The organism is Pseudomonas sp. MF6776 (genome assembly GCF_016613125.1).
Lineage (GTDB): Bacteria > Pseudomonadota > Gammaproteobacteria > Pseudomonadales > Pseudomonadaceae > Aquipseudomonas > Aquipseudomonas iridis.
The window spans coordinates 1-20,363 of record NZ_JAENSQ010000053.1; the positions used below are offsets into that span (position 1 = coordinate 1).

16 protein-coding genes are annotated in these 20,363 nt (G+C 52.6%); 4 read left to right on the forward strand and 12 right to left on the reverse strand.

Going from position 1 to position 20,363, the window contains the following annotated elements; genetic code table 11:
* Window positions 1-101 precede the first annotated feature (101 nt).
* Window positions 102-2,876 (forward strand): conjugal transfer protein TraG N-terminal domain-containing protein, encoded by a 2,775-nt coding sequence (locus JJD74_RS29225; RefSeq protein WP_267910661.1) that lies wholly within the window; start codon window positions 102-104, stop codon window positions 2,874-2,876.
* An 85-nt stretch (window positions 2,877-2,961) separates the two neighbouring features.
* Here the strand turns inward: JJD74_RS29225 and JJD74_RS29230 are convergent, their stop codons facing one another.
* Together JJD74_RS29230 and JJD74_RS29235 are read right to left on the reverse strand one after the other, a co-directional pair.
* The gene (locus tag JJD74_RS29230) at window positions 2,962-3,714 is read right to left on the reverse strand and encodes a hypothetical protein (RefSeq protein ID WP_200617855.1); all 753 of its coding nucleotides are present in this window, start codon (window positions 3,712-3,714) and stop codon (window positions 2,962-2,964) included.
* 59 nt (window positions 3,715-3,773) lie between these two features.
* The gene (locus JJD74_RS29235) at window positions 3,774-4,748 is read right to left on the reverse strand and encodes a DNA replication terminus site-binding protein (RefSeq protein WP_200617856.1); all 975 of its coding nucleotides are present in this window, start codon (window positions 4,746-4,748) and stop codon (window positions 3,774-3,776) included.
* Window positions 4,749-5,588: 840 nt separating this feature from the next.
* Here JJD74_RS29235 and JJD74_RS29240 point away from each other — a divergent pair.
* Entirely contained in the window at window positions 5,589-6,515 is a 927-nt protein-coding gene (locus JJD74_RS29240) for a hypothetical protein (RefSeq protein WP_200617857.1), read from the forward strand.
* On the forward strand, window positions 6,508-6,993 hold the full coding sequence (locus JJD74_RS29245) for a hypothetical protein (RefSeq protein WP_234451919.1): 486 nt from the start codon (window positions 6,508-6,510) through the stop codon (window positions 6,991-6,993). The genes JJD74_RS29240 and JJD74_RS29245 overlap by 8 nt, the downstream gene beginning before the upstream one ends.
* Window positions 6,994-7,915: 922 nt before the next feature.
* Here JJD74_RS29245 and trfA read toward each other — a convergent pair.
* The 8 genes from trfA to JJD74_RS29285 form a co-directional block, all read right to left on the reverse strand.
* Complete coding sequence (gene trfA / locus JJD74_RS29250; protein WP_200617861.1) at window positions 7,916-9,025, reverse strand: plasmid replication initiator TrfA; 1,110 nt, start codon at window positions 9,023-9,025, stop codon at window positions 7,916-7,918.
* Between the two features lie 10 nt (window positions 9,026-9,035).
* Window positions 9,036-10,007 carry a ParB/RepB/Spo0J family partition protein gene (locus JJD74_RS29255; protein WP_200617866.1) on the reverse strand — a complete coding sequence of 324 codons (972 nt, stop codon included), beginning with the start codon at window positions 10,005-10,007 and terminating at the stop codon, window positions 9,036-9,038.
* Entirely contained in the window at window positions 10,007-10,813 is an 807-nt protein-coding gene (locus JJD74_RS29260) for a ParA family protein (RefSeq protein WP_200617870.1), read from the reverse strand. The genes JJD74_RS29255 and JJD74_RS29260 overlap by 1 nt, the downstream gene beginning before the upstream one ends.
* Before the next feature lie 2,719 nt (window positions 10,814-13,532).
* Window positions 13,533-14,969, reverse strand: coding sequence for a 3'-5' exonuclease (locus JJD74_RS29265; RefSeq protein ID WP_200617871.1), 1,437 nt, complete (start codon window positions 14,967-14,969; stop codon window positions 13,533-13,535).
* Window position 14,970: 1 nt separating this feature from the next.
* Entirely contained in the window at window positions 14,971-15,744 is a 774-nt protein-coding gene (locus tag JJD74_RS29270; protein ID WP_200617872.1) for a FlhC family transcriptional regulator, read from the reverse strand.
* Between the two features lies 1 nt (window position 15,745).
* A complete protein-coding gene (locus JJD74_RS29275; RefSeq protein WP_200617873.1) occupies window positions 15,746-16,180 on the reverse strand; it encodes a hypothetical protein in 435 nt (144 codons plus the stop codon).
* Window positions 16,173-16,682, reverse strand: a complete 510-nt coding sequence (locus JJD74_RS29280; protein WP_200617875.1) for a hypothetical protein — start codon at window positions 16,680-16,682, stop codon at window positions 16,173-16,175. The genes JJD74_RS29275 and JJD74_RS29280 overlap by 8 nt, the downstream gene beginning before the upstream one ends.
* A 2-nt stretch (window positions 16,683-16,684) precedes the next feature.
* A complete protein-coding gene (locus tag JJD74_RS29285; RefSeq protein ID WP_200617883.1) occupies window positions 16,685-17,242 on the reverse strand; it encodes a transglycosylase SLT domain-containing protein in 558 nt (185 codons plus the stop codon).
* 447 nt (window positions 17,243-17,689) lie between these two features.
* Here JJD74_RS29285 and JJD74_RS29290 point away from each other — a divergent pair, with 447 nt between their 5' ends.
* Window positions 17,690-18,385: a LexA family transcriptional regulator gene (locus tag JJD74_RS29290; RefSeq protein ID WP_200617885.1), complete on the forward strand. Its 696-nt coding sequence runs from the start codon at window positions 17,690-17,692 to the stop codon at window positions 18,383-18,385.
* Between the two features lie 34 nt (window positions 18,386-18,419).
* Here the strand turns inward: JJD74_RS29290 and JJD74_RS29295 are convergent, their stop codons facing one another.
* Together JJD74_RS29295 and JJD74_RS29300 are read right to left on the reverse strand one after the other, a co-directional pair.
* The gene (locus tag JJD74_RS29295; protein WP_200617887.1) at window positions 18,420-18,923 is read right to left on the reverse strand and encodes a hypothetical protein; all 504 of its coding nucleotides are present in this window, start codon (window positions 18,921-18,923) and stop codon (window positions 18,420-18,422) included.
* A gap of 10 nt (window positions 18,924-18,933) precedes the next feature.
* Entirely contained in the window at window positions 18,934-19,944 is a 1,011-nt protein-coding gene (locus tag JJD74_RS29300) for a ParM/StbA family protein (RefSeq protein ID WP_200617888.1), read from the reverse strand.
* Window positions 19,945-20,363: the final 419 nt, after the last annotated feature.

A 20,363-nucleotide genomic window follows, 5' to 3' on the forward strand; every position in this document is an offset into this window, starting at 1 on the left:
TGAGTCAGCTGCCGGTAATGCGTAGTCATCTGCGCTTGAATCCTTCGGTGTGAGAGCCTGGATTCTACCGGTGGCTGGCTCTCTGCCTCTCGTTTCAAGCGTTGCGCTTATTCTATGAATTCAGGGTCGATAACGTCCCGCTCGGTCCCTTGGCTGTTGGGTCGATTATTTCAAACATTGGATACAATCTTACGAACCTCTTTGAGCAGGCGTTCTCGACGCCTGCGATGACAAAGTACGGTTTTGCTGATCCGATTGAAACCCTGATGAAAGTTCGCTCAGTGACCGGTAATTTGATGTCCATTCCATCGTTCACCAATGGATTGGGCCCCAATAAAAACCTGGTTAACTCGTGGTCTAATTATTTTCGTGAATGCACGCTGCCCATGCTTGGCACAGATCTCCAAGATTATGCCGACCTATACCGGGCAAACGACCCAATGGGCGCCGCACGGTTTAGCAGTAGCGTTTATTACACGCAGATTTTCGATGGTCCAGCCGGGGGTAGAACGCTCAATTGCTCTGACGCACATACAGCCCTGGTTAACCTGACGGACTCAGCAACTGATAACGTCATGTCCGAGATCGCAACTGCGGGGTTCAAGCGTCCAGGAAAGTCGGTCGATCCAGATGCGGTGACCTCTCGCGTTGGTGATTCGCTGTATGCGCTGAATATGTCAGCGATCGACGCCCGGGCTTACACAATGGCCTCAGTTCTCTATCCAATATTTCTCCAAGCACCTGGTCAGAAAGCAGTCGAGGATCTGCAGGGCTCGTATGGCGTCATGATGGGACAGGCCATGGCTCAGCAAAACACCCAGTGGGCAGCCGAAGGAACGCAGTTTACGAAGTATGTTCGGCCATTCATGACCTTCTTTGAAGGTCTCATTTATGCCATTACTCCGCTCATGGCATTCCTCATTACCATGGGCGGCTTTGGTATTGGCCTGATCAGTAAATACCTGATGTTGCTGGCCTGGATGATGCTCTGGATGCCGGCATTGGCAATTGTGAACCTCTACACGGTCTCGTCCACCGCGAGTGCTATGGAGTCCATTCTCCAGACGTCGTCTTTCGATGTTGGAGGAACTGGGGTGTCGTTCGAGATGCTCAAGCAGATGGGGCCTGCTCTTGAGCAGGCTATTGGTGTCGCCGGGTTAATGGCCTCCTCCATCCCCGCGATATGTTTGTTCCTGGTCTCCGGTACAGCGATTGCTGCCTCAGGGATCGCGGGACGGATGAGTGGCTCTGACCAAATTAACGAGAAGATTGCCAGCCCCGATGTCTTAAGCCCTGCAGCTGGATTGCAGACTACGCCCTATGCAACAAGCGACTTCGACAAGGGCGTACGCATCAACGGATCGGAAAATCAGCGTGGCAACATTTCAGTCGGGTCCATGCTGAGCGAATCCGTTCAAAGTTCAAGAGCGACCTCAGAGGGCTCTTCTCAGGCCTTTTCTAAGCAATTCACAAGCACGATGGGCAGGTCGCTCGATAACTCGAAGACGATCGGTGAAGCTGCAGATGTTGGGCATTCGCTTCAAACATCTCTCGGCTTGGATAAAAGCGCGAGTTTCCAGGCAAAGTACGATTCGCTCAGATCTCAAGGGTACAGCGCTAGCAACATAGACGCGGCTATTGCGAGCACTGCGCTGAGCAGTGGCGTCGATGGCAAGCTAGGTGCCACTGCAGCTGCAGGCGTTGATGGAGGTCCGGCAGGTGTTAAAGCAGGCGTCAGCGGTGGCGTTGGGCTTAGTGCGGGGGCAACAGCATCAAGTACTGATCAGTCGACGCGGTCTGATTCCCAGGCCTATGCCGATACGTTGTCTGCGGTCAAATCATCCGGCCTTGGAGAGACTGTCAAAAGCGCACTTCAAAAAACGGATGGCACTACGCTGGCCAAGAACTTCCAGAGCGCTGACCGCTCGAGCCTTTCGAAAGCTGACCAGGATAGCCTTTCGCAATCGGCCCAGAAAACCATCAACGATCAGATGGCCTATCAGAAGGTTAGTGGCCTGGCGAATACCTATGGATACTCTGAGGACATGAAGCTTGATTCTTTGACGGGCAAGGTTATCAACGAAGGCCGGGATCGGGCCGTTGTCGGCGACGCAATGAACAAGTACGGCCAAGAATTTCAGGAGAACCAGCAGATGTTCAGTCAAACAATGCTGGATCCCAACCGTGCGAATACAGCTGCAGCTTTGTACACCCTGGCCAAACACCATGATTTCGAGGCGTTGACTGGAGCCACTGTCGACTATGACAAGAATGCGAATTTGCGTTCACCGGCGGTTGGTAATCTTGAGGCGGAGGCAAGCCAGGCAGGCCACTTGGTGGACACAGGAGCGTTTAACTCTCGGTTTAATACGGAGAAGACAGCCGCCATTGCGGATGCTCATCAAAATATCGCAAATAGGCATTCGCATAATGATGGGATCGCGCAAAACGACTCTGAGGTTTACTCGAAGAAAGCATTGGATCCTGCAGCGGATAGAGCTGCTGATCGTATTCGCGGATCAGCGACAGAACTCAACGATCGAGGTGAGTCCTCGTTTGGCATACTCGCTGCGGCCTCGAATGGCGTCGGAGCGGCTTTGGGAACCCGCGCAACACGTGAGGAGTACATGCACGAAGGTGAACAACTGGGTCTGAATGAGGCCCAGGCAGATGTCTTTGCAACAGCACGAGTTGGTGGCCTTTCTGATAACTCAAGGGAACGTTGGGACAGTTACGCTGCTGCCAATCATATGGATAAGGACTTATCTGATGGAATGTACAAGCAGTTGGTTGAGGCAGGGATACACGACAACGGGTCTGGTGGGCATCTGGCTGACATTTTGACTCTGAATCAGCGAGATAATATTGGTCGCTGACATGGCGTCTAACTCCTTTATTCCGCGGCAGTAAACTGTACCCTTGGCGCGAAAAAAAACCGGCTTTAATGCCGGTTTTTTTTGGTCAAGACAATCTGTCAATTGGCTCGCTCATATCGTTGCCAGTCGTCACCTTGTAGTAGTTGAACTCTTCTGCGCGTAGTCCTTCCACTGGTTGGTATTCCTCGGGGTACAACTCTGCATCGGTACGGCCGTTTTTGCTATCGAACAGACCTAGAAACGACCCAGCCATGAAGGCGAATGCGCATACAAGAAGAACAAGGAACCCGACATTGGGTGCGAACAGGGTGTTCAGCACACAGAAGGCAACCAGCGCACCAATCGTGTAGACGGGAACCTTCATGGAGGCGTTGCTGCTGTGTGTCAGGTGCAATGCTCCCGAGGCTACGATCAAGGCCAGGGCGACATAGGCAAACGTCTCATAGCCCAGGGTCATGGCTTTCGTGTTACCTACCAGCACGCCGGCGAACGCCAGTGCGATCGTCACCAGGTGCTTGAGCGTCCACAGTCCACCAGCAGTACGAATGCCCTCCTCCACCGCCCATAGTTTCTGGATGGGAGCAGGCAGCTTTGGCCGTTGCGCCAGTTCAGCAATCAGGTCAACCACGTTTACGGCGTAGGCTGCATCAGCTTGCGTAGGGCGGCTTTTGCCGGCTACCTGGCGCAATGCGGTGATAGCGCGTCCAAAGTCGGCGGGAGCCTTACGCAACGCATCCACGTTGAAGCTGAACAGATCGATCGTTTCTGGTGGCAGGCCCATGTAGCGCTCAACCAGCGCTTCAGCACGTTTGACTTCTGACTCAATGATCAACTTCATTGCGAATTCTCCTTTCGACTGAATACATCCTACCGCACCTGCTGTAGATGCAACCCCTGTCACTGGCTTGAGTAAGTCTGCCCTGCCAGGCGATAGGTCGATGCGACCTCCTCCTCACTTTCACGATCATCCTGCTTCACCTGGACAGGTTGGCTCTTCGCTGTCGGCAAGTACATGTCACGCCCCTGCAGCACCGTCGTACGCGTTTTTTCGTCCAGCCTCTTGGCACGCCTTGCGTGCCGATCAAATGACTTCAACGGCTTTATCGTCGGCGCCCGGTCGCCGGCCAGCACAAACACCGGAAGGTTGGCTTTGATCATCGCGTCCCAACGACTGCTTTCCGAAAACCACAGCATGCAACGTGGATGGGGGGCGACCTTCTTGTGTTTGATCAGGATGTCGGCATCCGAGAGATGGACAATTGAATTGAGGTCGAAGTACTCCGGCGTCTGGTCCAGCGGAATATCCTCTGCGCCGGCGCGGATTTCTGCTTTGGCCTCGAGCTGAGCCCGAATCTTGCTAACGGCCACACGCTCGTTTCCGGGGGAATGACCGGCCCACGTGAACGTAATTTGCCTTGGAGCTCCATCGAATGCGTGGAGGGACCGCTTCAACTGATTGGTGTTGAAGCTCGCTCCCAAGGCCCGTCTCATAATTCTCGGCCGCATCTCCGGTGTCAGATTCTGTTCGACGCGCGCAAGCTCGATAGCGTCGACCACTCTCTGCTTGCAAGCGTTGATCGCCAGTACCTGCTCGAGCACCGAGGTGGCCACAGTGAAATAGCCAGGCAAGCGCATGACGGTGCCCGGCGCCTGCCCTATGTCTCGTTCAAAAGTTCCGATCGCATCAATGGCCAACTTGACGGCCTCAGCACCAGTAATCTTCTCCACCAGCAAGATGTCGGGCGTTTTCTGCTCGTTCAGCAATGGCAGGACATACACCACGCCGTCGACCACAAGCGGTGGCCACGTCCGGTTGAATGCTGTGATGGCAGCGGTCAGTGTTTGGTAGGCGGACTGAATTTGTTCGTACATAGGACCCCCTATACAGGAATCAACATTATACCACCCCTGCATGGCTTCCTCTATTCGCAAGCCCCTCCCTTCTACCGCATCCCTCCCCACTACTTCATCGCCGACTTTCCTTCACCTTAATCTCCCTTCCTCTTTCCTTGCTCTTTCCTTCCATCGCGCTCCGCGCGGGCCGATCAGGGTATGGGTTGCGCCTGTGCCTCGTTTTATGGATTAAAAGTCGCAGCGGGGCTCGCAGGAGGTGCACAGCGGACTTCGCTTTTAGGTGGAGGGTCAGGAGGAACGCGTACCAGGCCGCTAATCATGTGCAGGGGTGGTATAAACTCCTGTGTTTGTCGTCTTATTGTCGACCCTTTGTTTTCGTGTGACGTTGAGGCGAATCCGGCCTGGGCAGCTGCTGGTCGCCCCGCGGTATGACTCAATCTCGTTGCCCTGCTATCGGGCGACCGCTGGTTTCGCTAGGTAAGCCGGATCTGGCGGCGCCGCGGTTCGCATTCCTCTTCCCTACCTCCTTCCCATTCAGTTATCGGGTGTGAACCGCTGACTCGACCATCGGCTAGATCCGTTGTACCCGGCCGAACACTGTGGAATGCACACCTCGACGTTGGTGAATGGTGGGAGTCGCCCACATTCAGTTGGCCATTGGCGGGCGTCCTGGACGTCCTCGATCAAAGAGTCGTTTGGGTTGGTCCCATCTGCGAAGGTCGAGCCGGCAGCTTTGCGCATGAGCCTACCCGTGCCCTTGGTACGCGTAAGCCAATCATCCAATGTTTGTTTGTTTGTTTGTTTGTTTGTTTGTTACTAGTTACAATCAACAAAACATTCATTGCAAGGAATCCTGCTGTGCGTGAATCCCCGATCACTACTGAAGACATCATTAATGCTGGCAATTCGATTCTCACTGCTGGCCGTGTGGTGAACGGCTATTCGTTGCGAAATGCCATTGGTAGTGGTCGGGCTGACAGACTTTTTAGAATCTGGACCGAACACGCCGAGCTCAATGGACGTGGTGCTCATGACCCCATGTGTATTCCCGGCCGCGCGCAATCCTTGATTGCGAGCTACCTGAAACGTCATGAGGCGTCGGTCAACGTACTCTTGCAGGAATTGGCGGTCGTCCTAAGTGAAGCTGCGCGGTCTGAAGCTCTTGAGGAAATCGATTCCTTGAAAGCCTCGCTCGAGCAGCAGGGCAATGCATTGCTTGATGCGGACTTGCTGATCGATCGTCTTGAGCAGTCGAATCAGGATCTGGAGTCCCAGTTGGCTGAAGAGCTGGACAAAGCCACTCAGGTGCGAGATTCCCTGGAGCGAGTGCAGATCCAAGCAGCGAAAGATTCTTCTGCGCTCGAAGATCTGAGCCGGCAGTTGCTGGGGGCCAATGAACAGCTCTCCTCTCTCAACGAAATGTTGGATGCGGAGAAGGTGGCGCGAGGGCGTACAGAGGATCAAGTTCTGACGTTGCAGGAGCGGCTTGCCGGACTGCAGGAAAAATCCAGTCAACAAGAAACTGCTCTGGTTGGTGCGCGGCGGGACGCGCAGGCGTCAAGGGAGCGCGAAGCCATGGTCAACGGCCAGCTGCTTCAGCTTCAACGCGATCGCGATGTTGATCTTGAGCTACTAACCCGGCTGCGGCTTGAGGTGGGTACCGCGGCTACCAGGGTTAGCCAGAGTGAGGCCGCAGCCAACGTCTATAAAACTCAGCTTGATGAGCTCAATGATCGAGTTGGTGGCTTGTTGGCTGAAAAAGGTTCGGATGGTTCCAATGGATGAAGTGATCTACCAAGGATTTAACGTTTACGCGACCTCATGCGCCCTCAAGTTTGAATTGGGCGCTAATGCAGGGGGTGAAACGGTGCTGTCCATCGATGGTGCGAATAAATCCGGGACGGAGTTTGATTGGGGTAACAAGCTGATCTTTCAGGTTACTCCTAGGGAGACTACGTTATTTCTCTGTGCAGTGATGGGCCTGGTGCCATCCTTCGAAGCCTCGAACCATGGTAAAAGCCGGTCAAAGTCGTTGACGTTGCAGAACCAGGTCGACAAGGGGGTTCTGCTTTTGAAGATGCAAGCTCCACGTAGGTCCGTTCTGGTGCCCATCACACCTGACAAGGTTTTCGAACTGGGCTGCTTGACCATGCGCGTGCTCTCCTCTCAGGTCGGTCTTGACCCTGGCACTTGCCTCACAATGCTTCGAGCTACTGCTGCTCGCTTCTATCATCACAAAGCAAAAGATCTTGATCCTGGTTAAGAGCGGTTAGAAACCTGTTAAGAGCGGTTAAGGGACTGAAAAACGTGCCTGAAGCCCATGATTTACAAGGCTTTTAGCCTAATAATCATTACCTCACCATGAGGTTTTTTTACCTGACTATGAGGTAAAGCTACCTCACCATGAGGTAAAGCTACCTCACTATGAGGTAAGTCGACTATTTACCCTTTATTCAGCTTTAAGTTAAAGGCGTAAGTGCCTGTATTCATTGGATTTGTCCTATTATTTCTCGTATCTGACTATGGAGTAACTTCACCTGACTTTGGGGTATCTTTTCAGGGCTCTTCCCACAAATAGCGTAAGTCATTGAAATATAAGGATTTATTTCAATAAGTCCCATGGCCGTGATCGACTGCTACCCGATCGATGGCTGCAGCTAATTTTGGGGTAAAAATGTTCAACATGCTAAGCGCTCCTTTCTGCCCGAAGTTGGCGATCTGCCCCGATCGAGGGGTTTCCAAAGCGCCATCAGTGCCTATTTCAACGGCTTTCGGAGCATTTCATGCGTTTTCCAAAGAGACGTTCTACGCGGCGATTTGGCGCGGTTTAGCGTTTTTTACTCCATAGTGAGTTTCCGCCCAGCCCTTTTTTTCGACTTCTACCTCTTAATCAGGTGCTGCTTTTTTTCTTTTTACCTCTAAGTCAGTTTCTGCAGCTTCGGCGAGAGGCCGGGTTTTAGACGTGTTCTCCTGGGAAACTCTGCCCTGAGTTGGTCGCATGGCCCAGTTTCGAGAGCTTTTTCAGCATCGCTTGGCTTCACGGCGCTGCCTCGGTATGGCCTTGTAGCGACCTTTTCTGTAATGGCTATCAGGGGGCTGCGGTGGACCAAAAACGTTTCCTGCCTCTTTTAGATACGCCCTGCGTGGGGGGGCAGAGGCCACGTACAGGTAAAAAAAAGCCCCCGCTATGCGGGGGCTTTGTTATTTGCCTTGTTTCTTACGACAGTGACCTTGCCTGACCTGTCACAGCTTGCCTCTTTGAAGAAGCCTACTGTAACGAGCTCGCTCAAGGCCTCTTTAATCATTTGCCTTGCTTTGCCTGGTGTTGAGACGCGCGATCCGGCGTGCTTAATCAAGGTCTCAACGTTCAGTGCATATGGCTCACTGTGAGAGGCATAGAAACCATGCAGCCATTTGGCCAGGTTGCCGGGCAATGCCATTCGCTGCTCCCATTCGATCCTGGTGCTGTAGAAGCCCCCACCAAACAACGTCGCGATCTCAGGTTCTAGCTCTACAATCCACTCTTCATCGACGCGTTTTCCTGCGACGTCAAAGTCATCACTGTATTCAAACTTTCTGACCAGCGAGAGGACCACACCGCGGCCCAGCCGTTCGGAATGAAATTGAACACCTGTTGCTTTCAGCCTGGTCAGAATGGTCATGAGCCGGACTGTGTGTTTCACCCCGTACGGCCACTTGAGGTCCTTCTTCATTTGCGCTGGGCTAAAGCGAATTGGTGTGCCGAGTTCCTGGAGCCGGGCAAGATGGAGTACTTGCAGCCAGACGTCTAAGTCGTCCTGACGTAGCTCCTCACCCGTGTAGACCACACGGGAGTTGCCGTAACTGGAGATTTCAACCTGCTTCAACTGGTCGCGTTGAACATTTCGATTCCGAGCAGTGAACAGTGCGCATCGAAGCGCTTCATTCGGCGCTTCTCGAAGTTCATCTGCCCATTTGCCCAATCGTTTTTCCGCATTCTCCTGAACATCCTTGGCCCGTTGTTGCGCAGCCTTTAGGCCATCGCCTCGACGCTTGGCTGGGGCCGTTTCAGGCTTCTGTGGTTCGGTCGGATCTGGTACGGCACCACCAGATTCGCTGGTAGTAGAACGCGCCTGGTTCTCGCTGTTCGGATCATCTTTTTGCAATGCAGCGCTCGTTGCTGCTTCGGCCCGCTGCCTTGCTGCTTTAATGCCATGACCTGGCTTAGTTGAAGGTGTACCACCCTCCCCCTCTGCGCCGCCCTGAGTGGCGAAGAGATCACCATTTCTGGGCCGTTCCGATTTGGTGTCGTTCACACTCGGACCCCTATGCCGATTTAAGGCTTTTCAGAAACTCTTCAAGTTTTTCGAGCTGCTCGTCAGAGAATTGCGAGCGAACCAGTTTCAACTCATAGAAATTTTTGCTCTTCTTCGCGTGCCCGAGCTTAACCTCTCCGCTCTTAATTTCGATACCGGCCATCGTTTGAGTGGTCTGGGGAAATTTCTTCTCCAGTGAACGTGCAAGATTTTTTAGAGGCGTACCGCTGCTCAGTGCTGCCTGAATGATAGAAATTAAGGCTTTTTCCAAGGCCTCTTGTGAGGTTCCAGACTCTACCCTCTCTTTTATAAACTTTACGGTTTTCTCGGCACTTGCAGCTGTGATAAGTGCAGGCTTTTTATCAAGAAGTGTATTCACCGCCTCAGGAAGGCTTTCGAATGCCATCATCCGATAGTAGGTTGATTGCGTCAGTCCAAATTCCTGGTGCGTCGTACTTAGACTTCCGAATTCGCTTTTGTGTCGGATGATCGCGCGTGATTTTTCATAATCACACAAGTCCTTTCGACCAAAGTTTTCTACAAGTGCCCTGGCCGAACTTTCTTGATCAGTGATAGTAACGACGTGAGCCAATATCCGGGTCTTACCCAAAATCTTATGAGCTCTTACCCTTCGTTCACCTGACACGAGCTCATAACGGTTCCCCTTCGCTCGGACTTCAATTGGAACCAACAAGCCTTGTTCATCGATCAGTTTGACCAGTTCGTCAATGCCTTCGAAGTCTTTCCTTGGTTGCCAGGGGTTTGGGTCAATTATTGAGATGTCTATGGGGCGTGCCGACCAGTACTCCGTCTCAGTAACACCGGTGTTTTCAATAATCTGTTTATGGATCGAATAGTTTTCTTGCAGTGTGCCTGCAAGCCTCTCGGTAATCCCTGGGCGGCGCGACTTTGGATTTTTTTCGTCTGTCGCCTTTCCTGTTTTACTGGCGGACTTAATTGTGGATTCGCTTTGTGCGCTCATTATCTAGAACCCCCTGTTTTTTCCGCAACATAGCTAGCTAGTTCCCCATACTGTTTCGTAACTTTGTTATTGCGATCAAGCATGCGCAAACTACTGTTTATTGCAATGGACTGATTCACTTTGCTTGTTTGGGAAATCTTAACGGGGCAAACAGTTCCGAACATTGCAATCGCATCCCGTTCATTTTCCAGGCACAAAGTGAGCCGCGAATCGTGCTTAACCAACAGCGCTCCAAGAAAACTTAATTCAGGATTGATTTTTTTAATTCTATTGATTCTTTCCTGGAGGTCGGCGAGCCCGTAAAGACCATACGCAGCACCCGACTCAACGGGAATAATGTAGTGCGTCGCGGCAGCGAGTGCATTCATTGTGAGAAGCCCAAGATTTGGAGGGCAATCCAAAATGATGTAGTCGACCACGCCCATTAACGGTGCTATCCGGGCTTTTAAAACTTCGTTTGGTCTAGGATCTTCCTGTTTCATGATGTCAGGAACAGTTTCGAGACTAAGAGATCCGTATATCAGACTCACGCCTTCAATTTGTGTGTTTTCAAAGAGAAACGCACTGATGCTTGCAGCTGGGTTCAGTAATAGTTCAGCGAGGTTATGAGTGACCTTAGCTGGATGCTCTGGTCCGATATGTTTCGATGCGTTGGCTTGCGGGTCCATATCGATTAGTACGACGTTATTGGACTCGTTGAGCTGGGCGAGGTGATCCGCAAGGTTAATCGAGGTGGTTGTTTTGGTGACGCCGCCTTTGTGGTTGGCAATGGCAATGATCTTTGTATTAACGACACGTTCTGCCATTTTTTACTCCTAATGAAAGATCTCAGGTTTACTACCTGTTCATACATCGTGATTGGCATTATGCAACATTACGGCGTCTGTGTTCTGGGAATGCGCATTTTTTTGTGGGTATCGTTTTTAGGATCATCTTCAGTTTCCTAATCCTAGACTACTTTTCTCTATCGGTCTGACTTTGTTCCACCCTCCTCGCTGCGTGTGAAGTCTGGTTCGGTCTGAGGTCCATTCCCACGGTGGGAATGGCGAGGTCTGGCACTAGGCCTTGATTCACCTGGGCTCCATGGTGGTTCTTGTGTTCGCCTATGAATGAAATGGCTTTATGCGGATGCCTCTCCAGTAAGATTTAGCTGTTTCCTGCTATTACCTTAGCTTCGCAACCGCGGTTTAAAGACCGGTATCCGACCATCTTTAACTTCCACGTTGGGAAAGCATGGTCAAAAAGTCATTCGGGGCGGTTTGTTTCTGGTTGGATAATCGCTTCATTACCTGATGTGTAGCACTGGATAGCCGGGTGAAGATCATGCATCCCCACGGTAGGACTGAATCCGTCCCCTACCCTCGGTCATTCCCACGGTGGGAATGGACCAGGGTAATGGCTGTACGTGGGATGTAAGCTCGCTCCTTCTATATCGGTCAGGTAACCGGGCGACTATCAACGCTGACCTCGCTACCTGGCCCTGCCCTTGCTCATTCCCACGGTGGGAATGGTGCAAGCTAATGGTCGTATGTCGGGATCAGCTCGCACGTTCTATAGCGGCCTGGTACCGGAGCTGAGCAGGTTCCTTGCTGAGGCTCGCTGCCGGCCATGCATCTCAATCATTCCTACGGTGAAAATGGAGCAGGTCCATGGTCGTACAGGAGATCAGCATGCTGCTTCTATGGCGGTCTGATGACCTGCCGTGGCTTGTAACTCGTTGGGAGGCCCTGTCCTTGCTCATTCCCACGGTGGGAATGGGAAAGACCCATGGCCGTACCTGGGATGTCAGCTCGCTCCTTCTATGGCGTCAGGTTACCGGGCAGGGACCAGCATCGAGGCTTAAGGCCCGTCGCCAGCCCCGGCCACACGCTTATTCCCAAGGTGGGAAAGCAGAAGGTCCATTGCCGTACCTGGGATGTCAGATCGCTCTTTCTATAGCGGTCTGATATCAGGGCGGCGACCAATACCGAGGCTTGGAACTCGTTGGGAGGCCCTGCTCGCTAATTCCCACGGTGGGAATGGGAAAGACCCATGGCCGTACCTCAGATGTCAGCTCTCACCTTCTATGGCGTCAGGTGACCGGGCATCGACCAGCATCGAGGCTTAAGGCTCGTCGATTGCCCCAGCCCCTCGCTTATTCCCACGGTGGGAATACAGCAGGTCCTTGGCCGTACCTGGGATGTCTGCTCGCTCTTTCTATAGCGGTCAGAGATTCGAGCGGCAATTAGGTACCGAAGCTTGGAGCTCATTGGGAGGCCCTGCCCTTGCTCATTCCCCCGGTGGGAATGGAGCTAGTCCATGGCCGTACCTGGGGTGTCTGCTCGCTCTTTCTATAGCAGTCAGATATTCGGGCGGCAATAAGGTACCGAAGCTTGGAGCTCGTCGTGAGGCCCTGCCCTTGCTCTTTTCCACTGTGGGAATGGAGCAGGTCCATTGCCGTACCTGGGATGTCAACTCGCTCTTACTATTGCGGTCAGATAACCGGGCGACAATCAGTACCGACGCTTGAAACTCGTAGCGAGGCCCTGCTCTTGCTCATTCCCACGGTGGGAATGGAGCTAGTCCTTGGCCGTGCCCGCGATGTAGGCACTCTTTTTCTCTAGCGGTCAGGTAACCGGGCGGCAATCAGTACCGACGCTTGGAACTCGTAGCGAGGCCCTGCCCTTGCTCATTCCCACGGTGGGAATGGAGCTAGTCCTTGGCCGTGCCCGCGATGTAGGCACTCTTTTTCTCTAGCGGTCAGGTAACCGGGCGGCAATCAGTACAGAGGCTTGGTGCTCGTCGCGAGGCCCTGCCCTCGCTCATTCCCACGGTGGGAATGGAGCTAGTCCATGGCCGTACCTGGGATGTCAGCTCGCTCTTTCTATAGCGGTTAGGTAACCGTGCATTGATCACACCGCGGCTTGAGGCTTGTCGCCAGCCCCGGCCCAGGCCACAAGCTTATGCCCATGGTTGGATTGCAATTGACCTGATTTCGTAAGCGGGTTCAGTTAACAGCCTTTATGACTACTTGGTAACCGTTCGGTGTGGCGAAGCCGCGTTGGGCCGAACAGCTGCGGCGCTTGGCATCGGGCATAGTCGGCACCATCCAACTCGCTCCCATAACGGGATATCTTCGTATTTCGGCAGGGGAGGGCACGGATACAACTCTATAGGTCGTGCAGCAGGCTATGCGCAGTACGCTGGGGGCGAAGTGCAATAGGACAGGGCGCCATCGGTAGCTTGAGCGCACTGTATAAAACTACAGCTTGGCCAAGTGTGGTGATGGCGGATATGCCGCGTCCTCGAGCTTATCTTGGAGTTTCTAATTTGCGCTTTTTTCATAGCTAGATAGCATCACTATGGAGCGACAAACGGTCGACAATCGACGCTCCATATTCGCGAACCAGAGTGTCTAGGGGGGGCGACACTCCAAAGGTCGACAATGGGTCGACATTCGGCGGACTAATGTCATCGGTTTTGAGCTGAGGCTTGCGGGCATAAAAAAGCCCGCAGGTGCGGGCTTTTGTCGGGGAAGGGGAGGGGTCAAAATCGTATTTCTGAGATCTGAAGCTCAACAGCCTGCTTTGCCCTGGTAGTGGCGACATACAGTAGATTCAGCTCTTCGTCTAAGTGGGCAATCCCCCGGCGCTTAGCGGTAGCCAGGCTATGGTCGAAGTCTTCTCGGACAATCACATTCGCAAATTCCCTGCCTTTAGCCTTATGACAGGTTGTCAGCGTAATTCGTCCTTTACTAGATTGCCCTCGGCCAGCCAACACTCGCACCAGGTCATCCTCTCGAAGCTCGTAATCTCTTGCGAGAAAATAGATCTGAGCGGTTTCTGTTTCTGGATGATCTGAAGCCCATTCAGCGAGTTCGTCGTGGGACTTGAAGGAGGAGAGCGCTGGGTGTTTTGCATCTCTGGGCGAGTTTCTCATCAACGCAAAAACAGATTCAGTTTTGTCGCGAGTATCTACGGTATCGCCGACGATTGAAAATGACTCCCCAAGGTCCCTTAACGTTATTGCATCTCGTATCAGAGCTGTATTCGTGCGAAAGATGCGCGTGTGCTCATCGCTTGCAGCTATGGCCCCAACTCTTGAAGATTTCCCTGCGAGCCCCCGGAGTTTGATCGGGGGAGGGGTCGATTTGCACTCCAATATGCGGTTCGCCAGTTCGGCTATTTGAGGGCCAAACCGAAAGGACAAGGTTAGGGGGAACTCACGGCCAGGAACCTTCAACATAGCGTCCTGGGAGCCGCGAAATGCAAAGATCTGTTGTCCGGCATCCCCAACGTAGGAGGCACGCTTAGCGAACGCCAGGCAGGAGAGCATGACATCTGATGCGTCCTGAGCCTCGTCGAGAAACAATTGGTCGAAATGTGCAAGGCCAGGACATCCTTGCAGGTGCCAATCTTTGACATACAGATCGTGCGGGAGGGGGAGCCTGGTTCTCGACGTCACGCGCATAGCGTCGAATAGTACTGTCGAGTAGCGCACGACAAGATCGGCTACTACAGGGTCTCGAACCCAGGCTGGGACATGTGCATCTGATAGTGATGAATCGGCACTCGAGCAAAATTTACTGACTGTGCTAATGATGATCTTGGCAAATGCTTGAGCATCTATCGGCAATTTTTTCTTATGTAGATCAAATGCTTGCAGGACGTGAGAAGGGTAGAGCTGTCCAATTGCGCGCCCTTCTGAGCGGGCTCCGACAGCCTCTAGAGCCAAGCTGTTGAAGGTTCTGACAACGGCGAGATTTCCAAAGAGACCTTGCACCTCCGCGACCAGTTGCTTGGAATACGCTAAAACTAAAAGCCGGCTTGCGCCGGCTCGATTGCAGTCCTGGACTGCGCCCTTTAATGCTGTGGTCTTTCCGCAACCGGCTCCGGCCGTTGATTTGATTATTCCTCGAGGAGCCTCCAATAGGCTTACAGATGCTTTCCGAAAGGCCGCCTGTTCTTCCGTAGGCGCATGCATGTTAAGCCGCCTGCAGGCCGTGGCCACGCATTGTAGGTGCCTTGATCAGGTATTTAACTAATCGATCGCCGGTTTGAAATTTCAAGCATAGACGTTGGATTTCATCACCTGACAGGGAAAGCAGTTTCCTACAGGCGGTTAACTCACCCTCAGAAAGTGAGAACTCGCCTTTGATTTCTTCGGCCTTGTACCCCCAGTTCTCCCACTGACTGACCTTTACCGAAACCTCAATGAGTTCGCCAACGCTACGGTTCGATACGGCGCGGTCTGCGACGTCACAATGGAATGGGTCACGTACCTGGACACCCTCACACAGTGGGCATGCATGACGCCGATGATTGATGCTTGCGACAAACTCGATGTGACAATTGCTGCAGGATCGCATGGTGACCTCCTGGCTCCGGTAATCACGTGCAATCAGCCACGCATCATCGAGCTCCAGGATGTTCTCAAGGTCCAGGTTTCCACCGCGCAACGCTGAGTGGCTATCAAGGTACTGAGTGTGAGCAGCCATTACCGCATAGATATCAACCGCTTCACGTGGTTTCTCGGCAGTAATTAAATACGCCAGCATGAATAGGCTAGCTTCCAGAGAAACCGCACGTTTGACGAGAAGGCTTTCTGCGTTGGGCAGGGGGCCGGATTCGGAGGGCCCACAGACCCCCAATTTTTTCCGCAGGCTGGTCACTTGTTTCCGGGTCAGGCCGGTATGCAGCCGGATGATCGCCGATCGGAAACCCGCTTTAACCAAGACACTGGCAAGTGATTCGTCCATTTCAATGCCCCTTTACGACGCTAGATATTATTTTGTTTAGGAGTGTTATCTGGTCTGAGCTGCGAAGTTCTCTTGCGAGAACCCAGGCCTCATCCAGTGAAAGAGGGGAGGGAAGTCCAATCCGCTGAACAAGCCGGTATTCGCGGAGGTAGTCCTCATACGCGGCAACAAGCTTATCGATGTCGACCTGGAGCTCGGCACGGTCTGACTGAGCGGTGTAGAGCAGCAAAAGTGCCGCGGCATCAGATGCCTTGTTAGGGACGCTCAAAATGTCATTCAGCGAGGGAATGGTCGAAGCGACCAGGCTGCGCACAACTTGCGCCTTAACGTCAGCTGGTAACAGGATTTGCGCTGCCGAAAGCCCGGTTTGAATGTTAACCAGAATTGGACTCAGCCCTGCTTTGAGCAACTGTATGGCTTGTCGTTGCTTACTCACCACGACGCCCTCCGGAAAGAATACGCATCAGGTTCGCAATGCGTACGGTGCTATCAGGTGCGCCAACGATGATTTTGCTAAAGGAGGTTCGAGCCGCGAACGAAACTCGCCCCTGCGCAGCAAGTCGGACTCGATCTTTCATTTTGCTTGTTGCAAGCCAGTTAGCCTTGTCCGCGCAGGTAATGCCCCAGTCAATCATCGCTACACGACCCCTGATGCGAAGATCATCTGCAATCGCGCCGAGGAGCTGGCTGATGGTTGAGACGGCAGGGGAAGGGGTATGAAAACCCGTGAAGTTTTCTTCACTCAACGTACCGATGTTAACCAGTAGAATTGATGATGGGAGCGAAGCAAGTTCGGCCAAATCGCTCTCCGCGGCTTGCACAAGCCATTGCCGATCTACAGGAGCTAGGTCGAAATAACGACCATAGGCTGGATCGTTGTTTGTCGCCCAATCCTGAGCAACTCGGAGTGCAAGGTTCAACGCGAATGAATCCATCATGATCACCCCTCCTGCTCGAGAACAATGAGTCGGCGCCAAACGCGCAGAACATTTACCCCATAATCACGTGCCACTTGCTCAATATCTGGGTTTGGCGTGTGGTACCGGCCTAGCGCAAGAGCTAAGTCGCCTTTACCTTCCTTGATGAACTCGCAAAATATCTGTGTGCCAACACGCACGTTCGTATCGAGATCAAGCAGATCCGTGGGATTTGAAACACGATGGCCGTTCCACCGCATGCTCACCTGCATGGCACCTACTGCGATTGTTCTCGTTTTTGTCAGGGCCTTATTGAGCTGATCGGCTGCCTTCTCCCTGGTGGTGGGGTGATAGGCCTTGTTGTCGATGTTTAGCGCATAAGGGTTTGGCTTGACCGAAGGGCCTTCGTAGTTTTTCGACTCGACCAGGGCGATTGCATAGAGAAGCTTGGGGTCGACCTTGCAGGCTCGATTGGATTCTTGCTCCCACACTGTCCCTTTAAGGCTGAATGCCGCTGAAGAGAGCGGCTGCAGCGCTAAGGCAACTGCCGCCGTCAGTAAGAGTTTGAGTGTGCAATCCATCGAAATATGACCCTGTCCTAGTGCATAAATGGCCCTTCATACGGGGCGCATTCTACCCATGGTTCAGGATGTTTCAAGATGGTTCACCATAATATGACCCTTATACAGTGTAGATTTATTGTATCAATCGGACGGACGGTATCGACATTGTAACAAATTTGACTAGATTTCTTTCAAAACGGGCAAAAAGTGGCCTAATGCCATGTTATTGACACTACTTTGACGTCAAAGTGATATTACTAAAATCTACACTGGAAGCTAATTTATCTACCCTAAAAGGGTCACATTTCAAGGTTTTGATTTACACCATTGAATGGGTGTAAATTGACACGGTATAAACGAGGTCAAAATTAACGCCTATTAGCTGCCTGGTGAGGTTTCGCCGAAGGTAGCGCAACGGTCGCAATTGAACAGAAACCAAGGTGGAAGAGCCGAGGATCGCACTACATGCAGTACGCCGCTGAAGCGACCAGTCATCAGGCTTTTGTCACACGCGTGACTGAACTGATGAAGGTTCAAGAAATTTCCGCAACGAAGTTGGCTCAGCTATTGGAAGAATCTGAGTCTACGGTCAAGAATATGCTGTACAAGGGAACCTCGTGCACACGTGAACGTCTTGTGCAGTTGGCCCGGGTACTTGAAACCACCGTTGAGTACCTAGCAACTGGATCCGACACCACGAAAGTTGACGACTCAGTTTCTTTGATGGTTCAAAGTCCCGAACAATTGGCTTTCACGTTAGGGATTCTGGCCAAGGAACCCCCTGCGATAGTCGTTGAATCAGTGCTTCGGACCCTGCCGATGCCTCTCAGGCTTTTGTGTGAGTACGGGTTAAAGCCGGAAAGCACCAGGGCAGTGTTGGTGAATACTGATGCTTTAAAATCTGTCGTTTCCCGAAATGACATCATTCTTGTAGATATCTCCCAGAAAACACTTCACGAGGGTGTTTATCTGATTTCAATCAGAGATTCTGTAGTACTCCGGCAAGTGTCACCAGTTATCACTGGTTTCGCCTTAACGTCGACAAACCCTAATATCTTGGGCACCACTGTTCCAATTGACCCTGAGACAGGCTTACCTAAAAACGCAGATACACGGGTAATAGCTAAGGTCGTTTGTAGAATGTCGTTGAGTGCACTTTAAAATAAAAGCCCGCTGATGAGCGGGCTTTGTATTTTTAAGCAAGTGACGATTTGAAAGCGGGCCTATTTCGGTTCAGCAGTTGGGCCGGTGGGCTAGTTTCAGGGGCCGGACTTATATCTGCCGATACCACCTCCTCGACGCGGGCTCGTCCAACCGCGGTTGGCTGATTAGGCTGCTCCCCGTTGCCAGTCAATTGGTCCATCGTGGGCTCATAGATCGACAGGGGAGGAGGCGACACAGCTGTAACCTCATCTCCGACTATCACCCCGCTGTGTTCTGCATCCTTTGGTACCTCATCCTGCGCATTAGCTGCCTTAACCTCATTGCCAGGTACGGGGATTGGCATTGGCATCCTTACGCCTGTGGATTGTTCCCCCTCAAGCGTTTTCTCTGTCATCAGGCCGAGCTGAGCAAGGTAGAGAAGACGCCTGGCTCTACGCATTTTGGGCGTGCTCTCTAGATCCTTATAGAGAAGCTTTGACTCCGATGTCAGCTTGACCAGCATTTTCAGAGTGTCGTCGTCGTCTAACTTGCCCATGTTCATTCCCTTAACCGTGGTTCAGCCAATACCCGAAGGCATTCGAGATTACTGGACGGTCCGAGGTTAACGTCTTGGAGCGCGGGAAAACCTGTTGAGCTGCAGATTTGTAGCAGTTGCCACCACCGCCTCCAAGCAGCACGAAATCGACTGCTTCCCCGTCCAGGAAGCGCATCTGCTGCTTCATGTTCAGGAGGGCTTTGGGTGCCACGCTGTTGGACGCCTGCTCGATGAATGGGCCCAGATCGACTTCGTCACCAAACAGAAAGACGTGGTTGCGACCGTTCTGCAACGCGATTTCAATCTTGTCGCGGCCAGGCCCATTCCCTCCAAAATCCTTGGCGATTCCTACGTTGATTGCATCCAGTAGGGCACTCATGGCCTCCATGGAGGAGTCCGATGAGTCGCGGACAATGTCACCCCGGCGGAAGACAACCCAGTCAACCGAGAAGAACCCAGGGTCGAGCACGAGAAGGACTGACTCCATCAGGATTTCTGGGTTTGGATGGGTTGCGTAGATGTAGTTCAGGGTGCCGACAGGTTGAGGGAGCACCGTGACCCTCTTCACAGTGATCTCTCGCTTGGGGGAAACCTGGTGGGTACCTGTCAGTTGAGCAGTTAACCGCTCGACCAGCTCCACATTACGAGCTTGCTTCACGGGCAGGCCGGTGATCAGGTGGTCAATTTCAGAGCGGCCGTCTGCGCACACTTCGCTGATCGACGCATTGAAGAGGGCCCGATAGGTATCCGTCGATGGATAGTCGGCGTGGAGTTCACGTTTAACTCCCGAGCGGCCAGGGTTCACGAAGCCGACCCACTGTTCATTGTTCACATAGACGTAGTGCTCGCCATCCTTCAGGTCAATGTTGCCATTGAGGCTTGTCACAGGTGCCGCTTGGGCAGGTCGAACCATCAGGCTTGGTTGATCCTGATCGGCATATCCGTACGCCGACTTCACGTTCGAATAGCCGATGTCCAGACCTACAACGAAGTCGCCGGTGGGTTTGTTTTTACTGGCCATGTTGCTCCTTAAGCTCTCGCTTGGGTTTTCTATTGGTCCGAAGCTGCTCTCATTCGGTCGACAATCGATCGACAATCGAAAACAGCTGGCGGAATGGAGATTCTGTCTTCAGTGGTGCCGTCCCTTTGCTCGAAACTTCGAAGCAGCACAATCGGGCGACAAACGCACTTCACGCTCAAATCCTGCCATCGATTTCCAATATGCAACCCCCCAATTCGACCCAATTTTCAGTCCTTGCAACGGACCCAAAAGTGGTGCTTCGCGCTTCCGAGCGATTCAGCCTCGGTATAAAGGGCGGTTGCAGGAGCTGAGTGCAACACGGTTATTGAATTGAAGCCGGAGCATCATGCCGCATTGCCATGGAGTTTTGCATGACCTCTCCCATCACCTCGATGGGGCATTTGAAGTCGAAGCGCTTG

What these genes read in the sequence shown, in the direction of transcription:
- JJD74_RS29230 (WP_200617855.1), bottom strand. Translation starts at nt 3,714, where the DNA reads ATGAAGTTGATCATTGAGTCAGAAGTCAAACGTGCTGAAGCGCTGGTT.
- JJD74_RS29235 (WP_200617856.1), bottom strand. Translation starts at nt 4,748, where the DNA reads ATGTACGAACAAATTCAGTCCGCCTACCAAACACTGACCGCTGCCATC.
- JJD74_RS29245 (WP_234451919.1), top strand. Translation starts at nt 6,508, where the DNA reads ATGGATGAAGTGATCTACCAAGGATTTAACGTTTACGCGACCTCATGC.
- JJD74_RS29255 (WP_200617866.1), bottom strand. Translation starts at nt 10,007, where the DNA reads ATGAGCGCACAAAGCGAATCCACAATTAAGTCCGCCAGTAAAACAGGA.
- JJD74_RS29260 (WP_200617870.1), bottom strand. Translation starts at nt 10,813, where the DNA reads ATGGCAGAACGTGTCGTTAATACAAAGATCATTGCCATTGCCAACCAC.
- JJD74_RS29265 (WP_200617871.1), bottom strand. Translation starts at nt 14,969, where the DNA reads ATGCATGCGCCTACGGAAGAACAGGCGGCCTTTCGGAAAGCATCTGTA.
- JJD74_RS29270 (WP_200617872.1), bottom strand. Translation starts at nt 15,744, where the DNA reads ATGGACGAATCACTTGCCAGTGTCTTGGTTAAAGCGGGTTTCCGATCG.
- JJD74_RS29280 (WP_200617875.1), bottom strand. Translation starts at nt 16,682, where the DNA reads ATGATGGATTCATTCGCGTTGAACCTTGCACTCCGAGTTGCTCAGGAT.
- JJD74_RS29285 (WP_200617883.1), bottom strand. Translation starts at nt 17,242, where the DNA reads ATGGATTGCACACTCAAACTCTTACTGACGGCGGCAGTTGCCTTAGCG.
- JJD74_RS29290 (WP_200617885.1), top strand. Translation starts at nt 17,690, where the DNA reads ATGCAGTACGCCGCTGAAGCGACCAGTCATCAGGCTTTTGTCACACGC.
- JJD74_RS29295 (WP_200617887.1), bottom strand. Translation starts at nt 18,923, where the DNA reads ATGGGCAAGTTAGACGACGACGACACTCTGAAAATGCTGGTCAAGCTG.
- JJD74_RS29300 (WP_200617888.1), bottom strand. Translation starts at nt 19,944, where the DNA reads ATGGCCAGTAAAAACAAACCCACCGGCGACTTCGTTGTAGGTCTGGAC.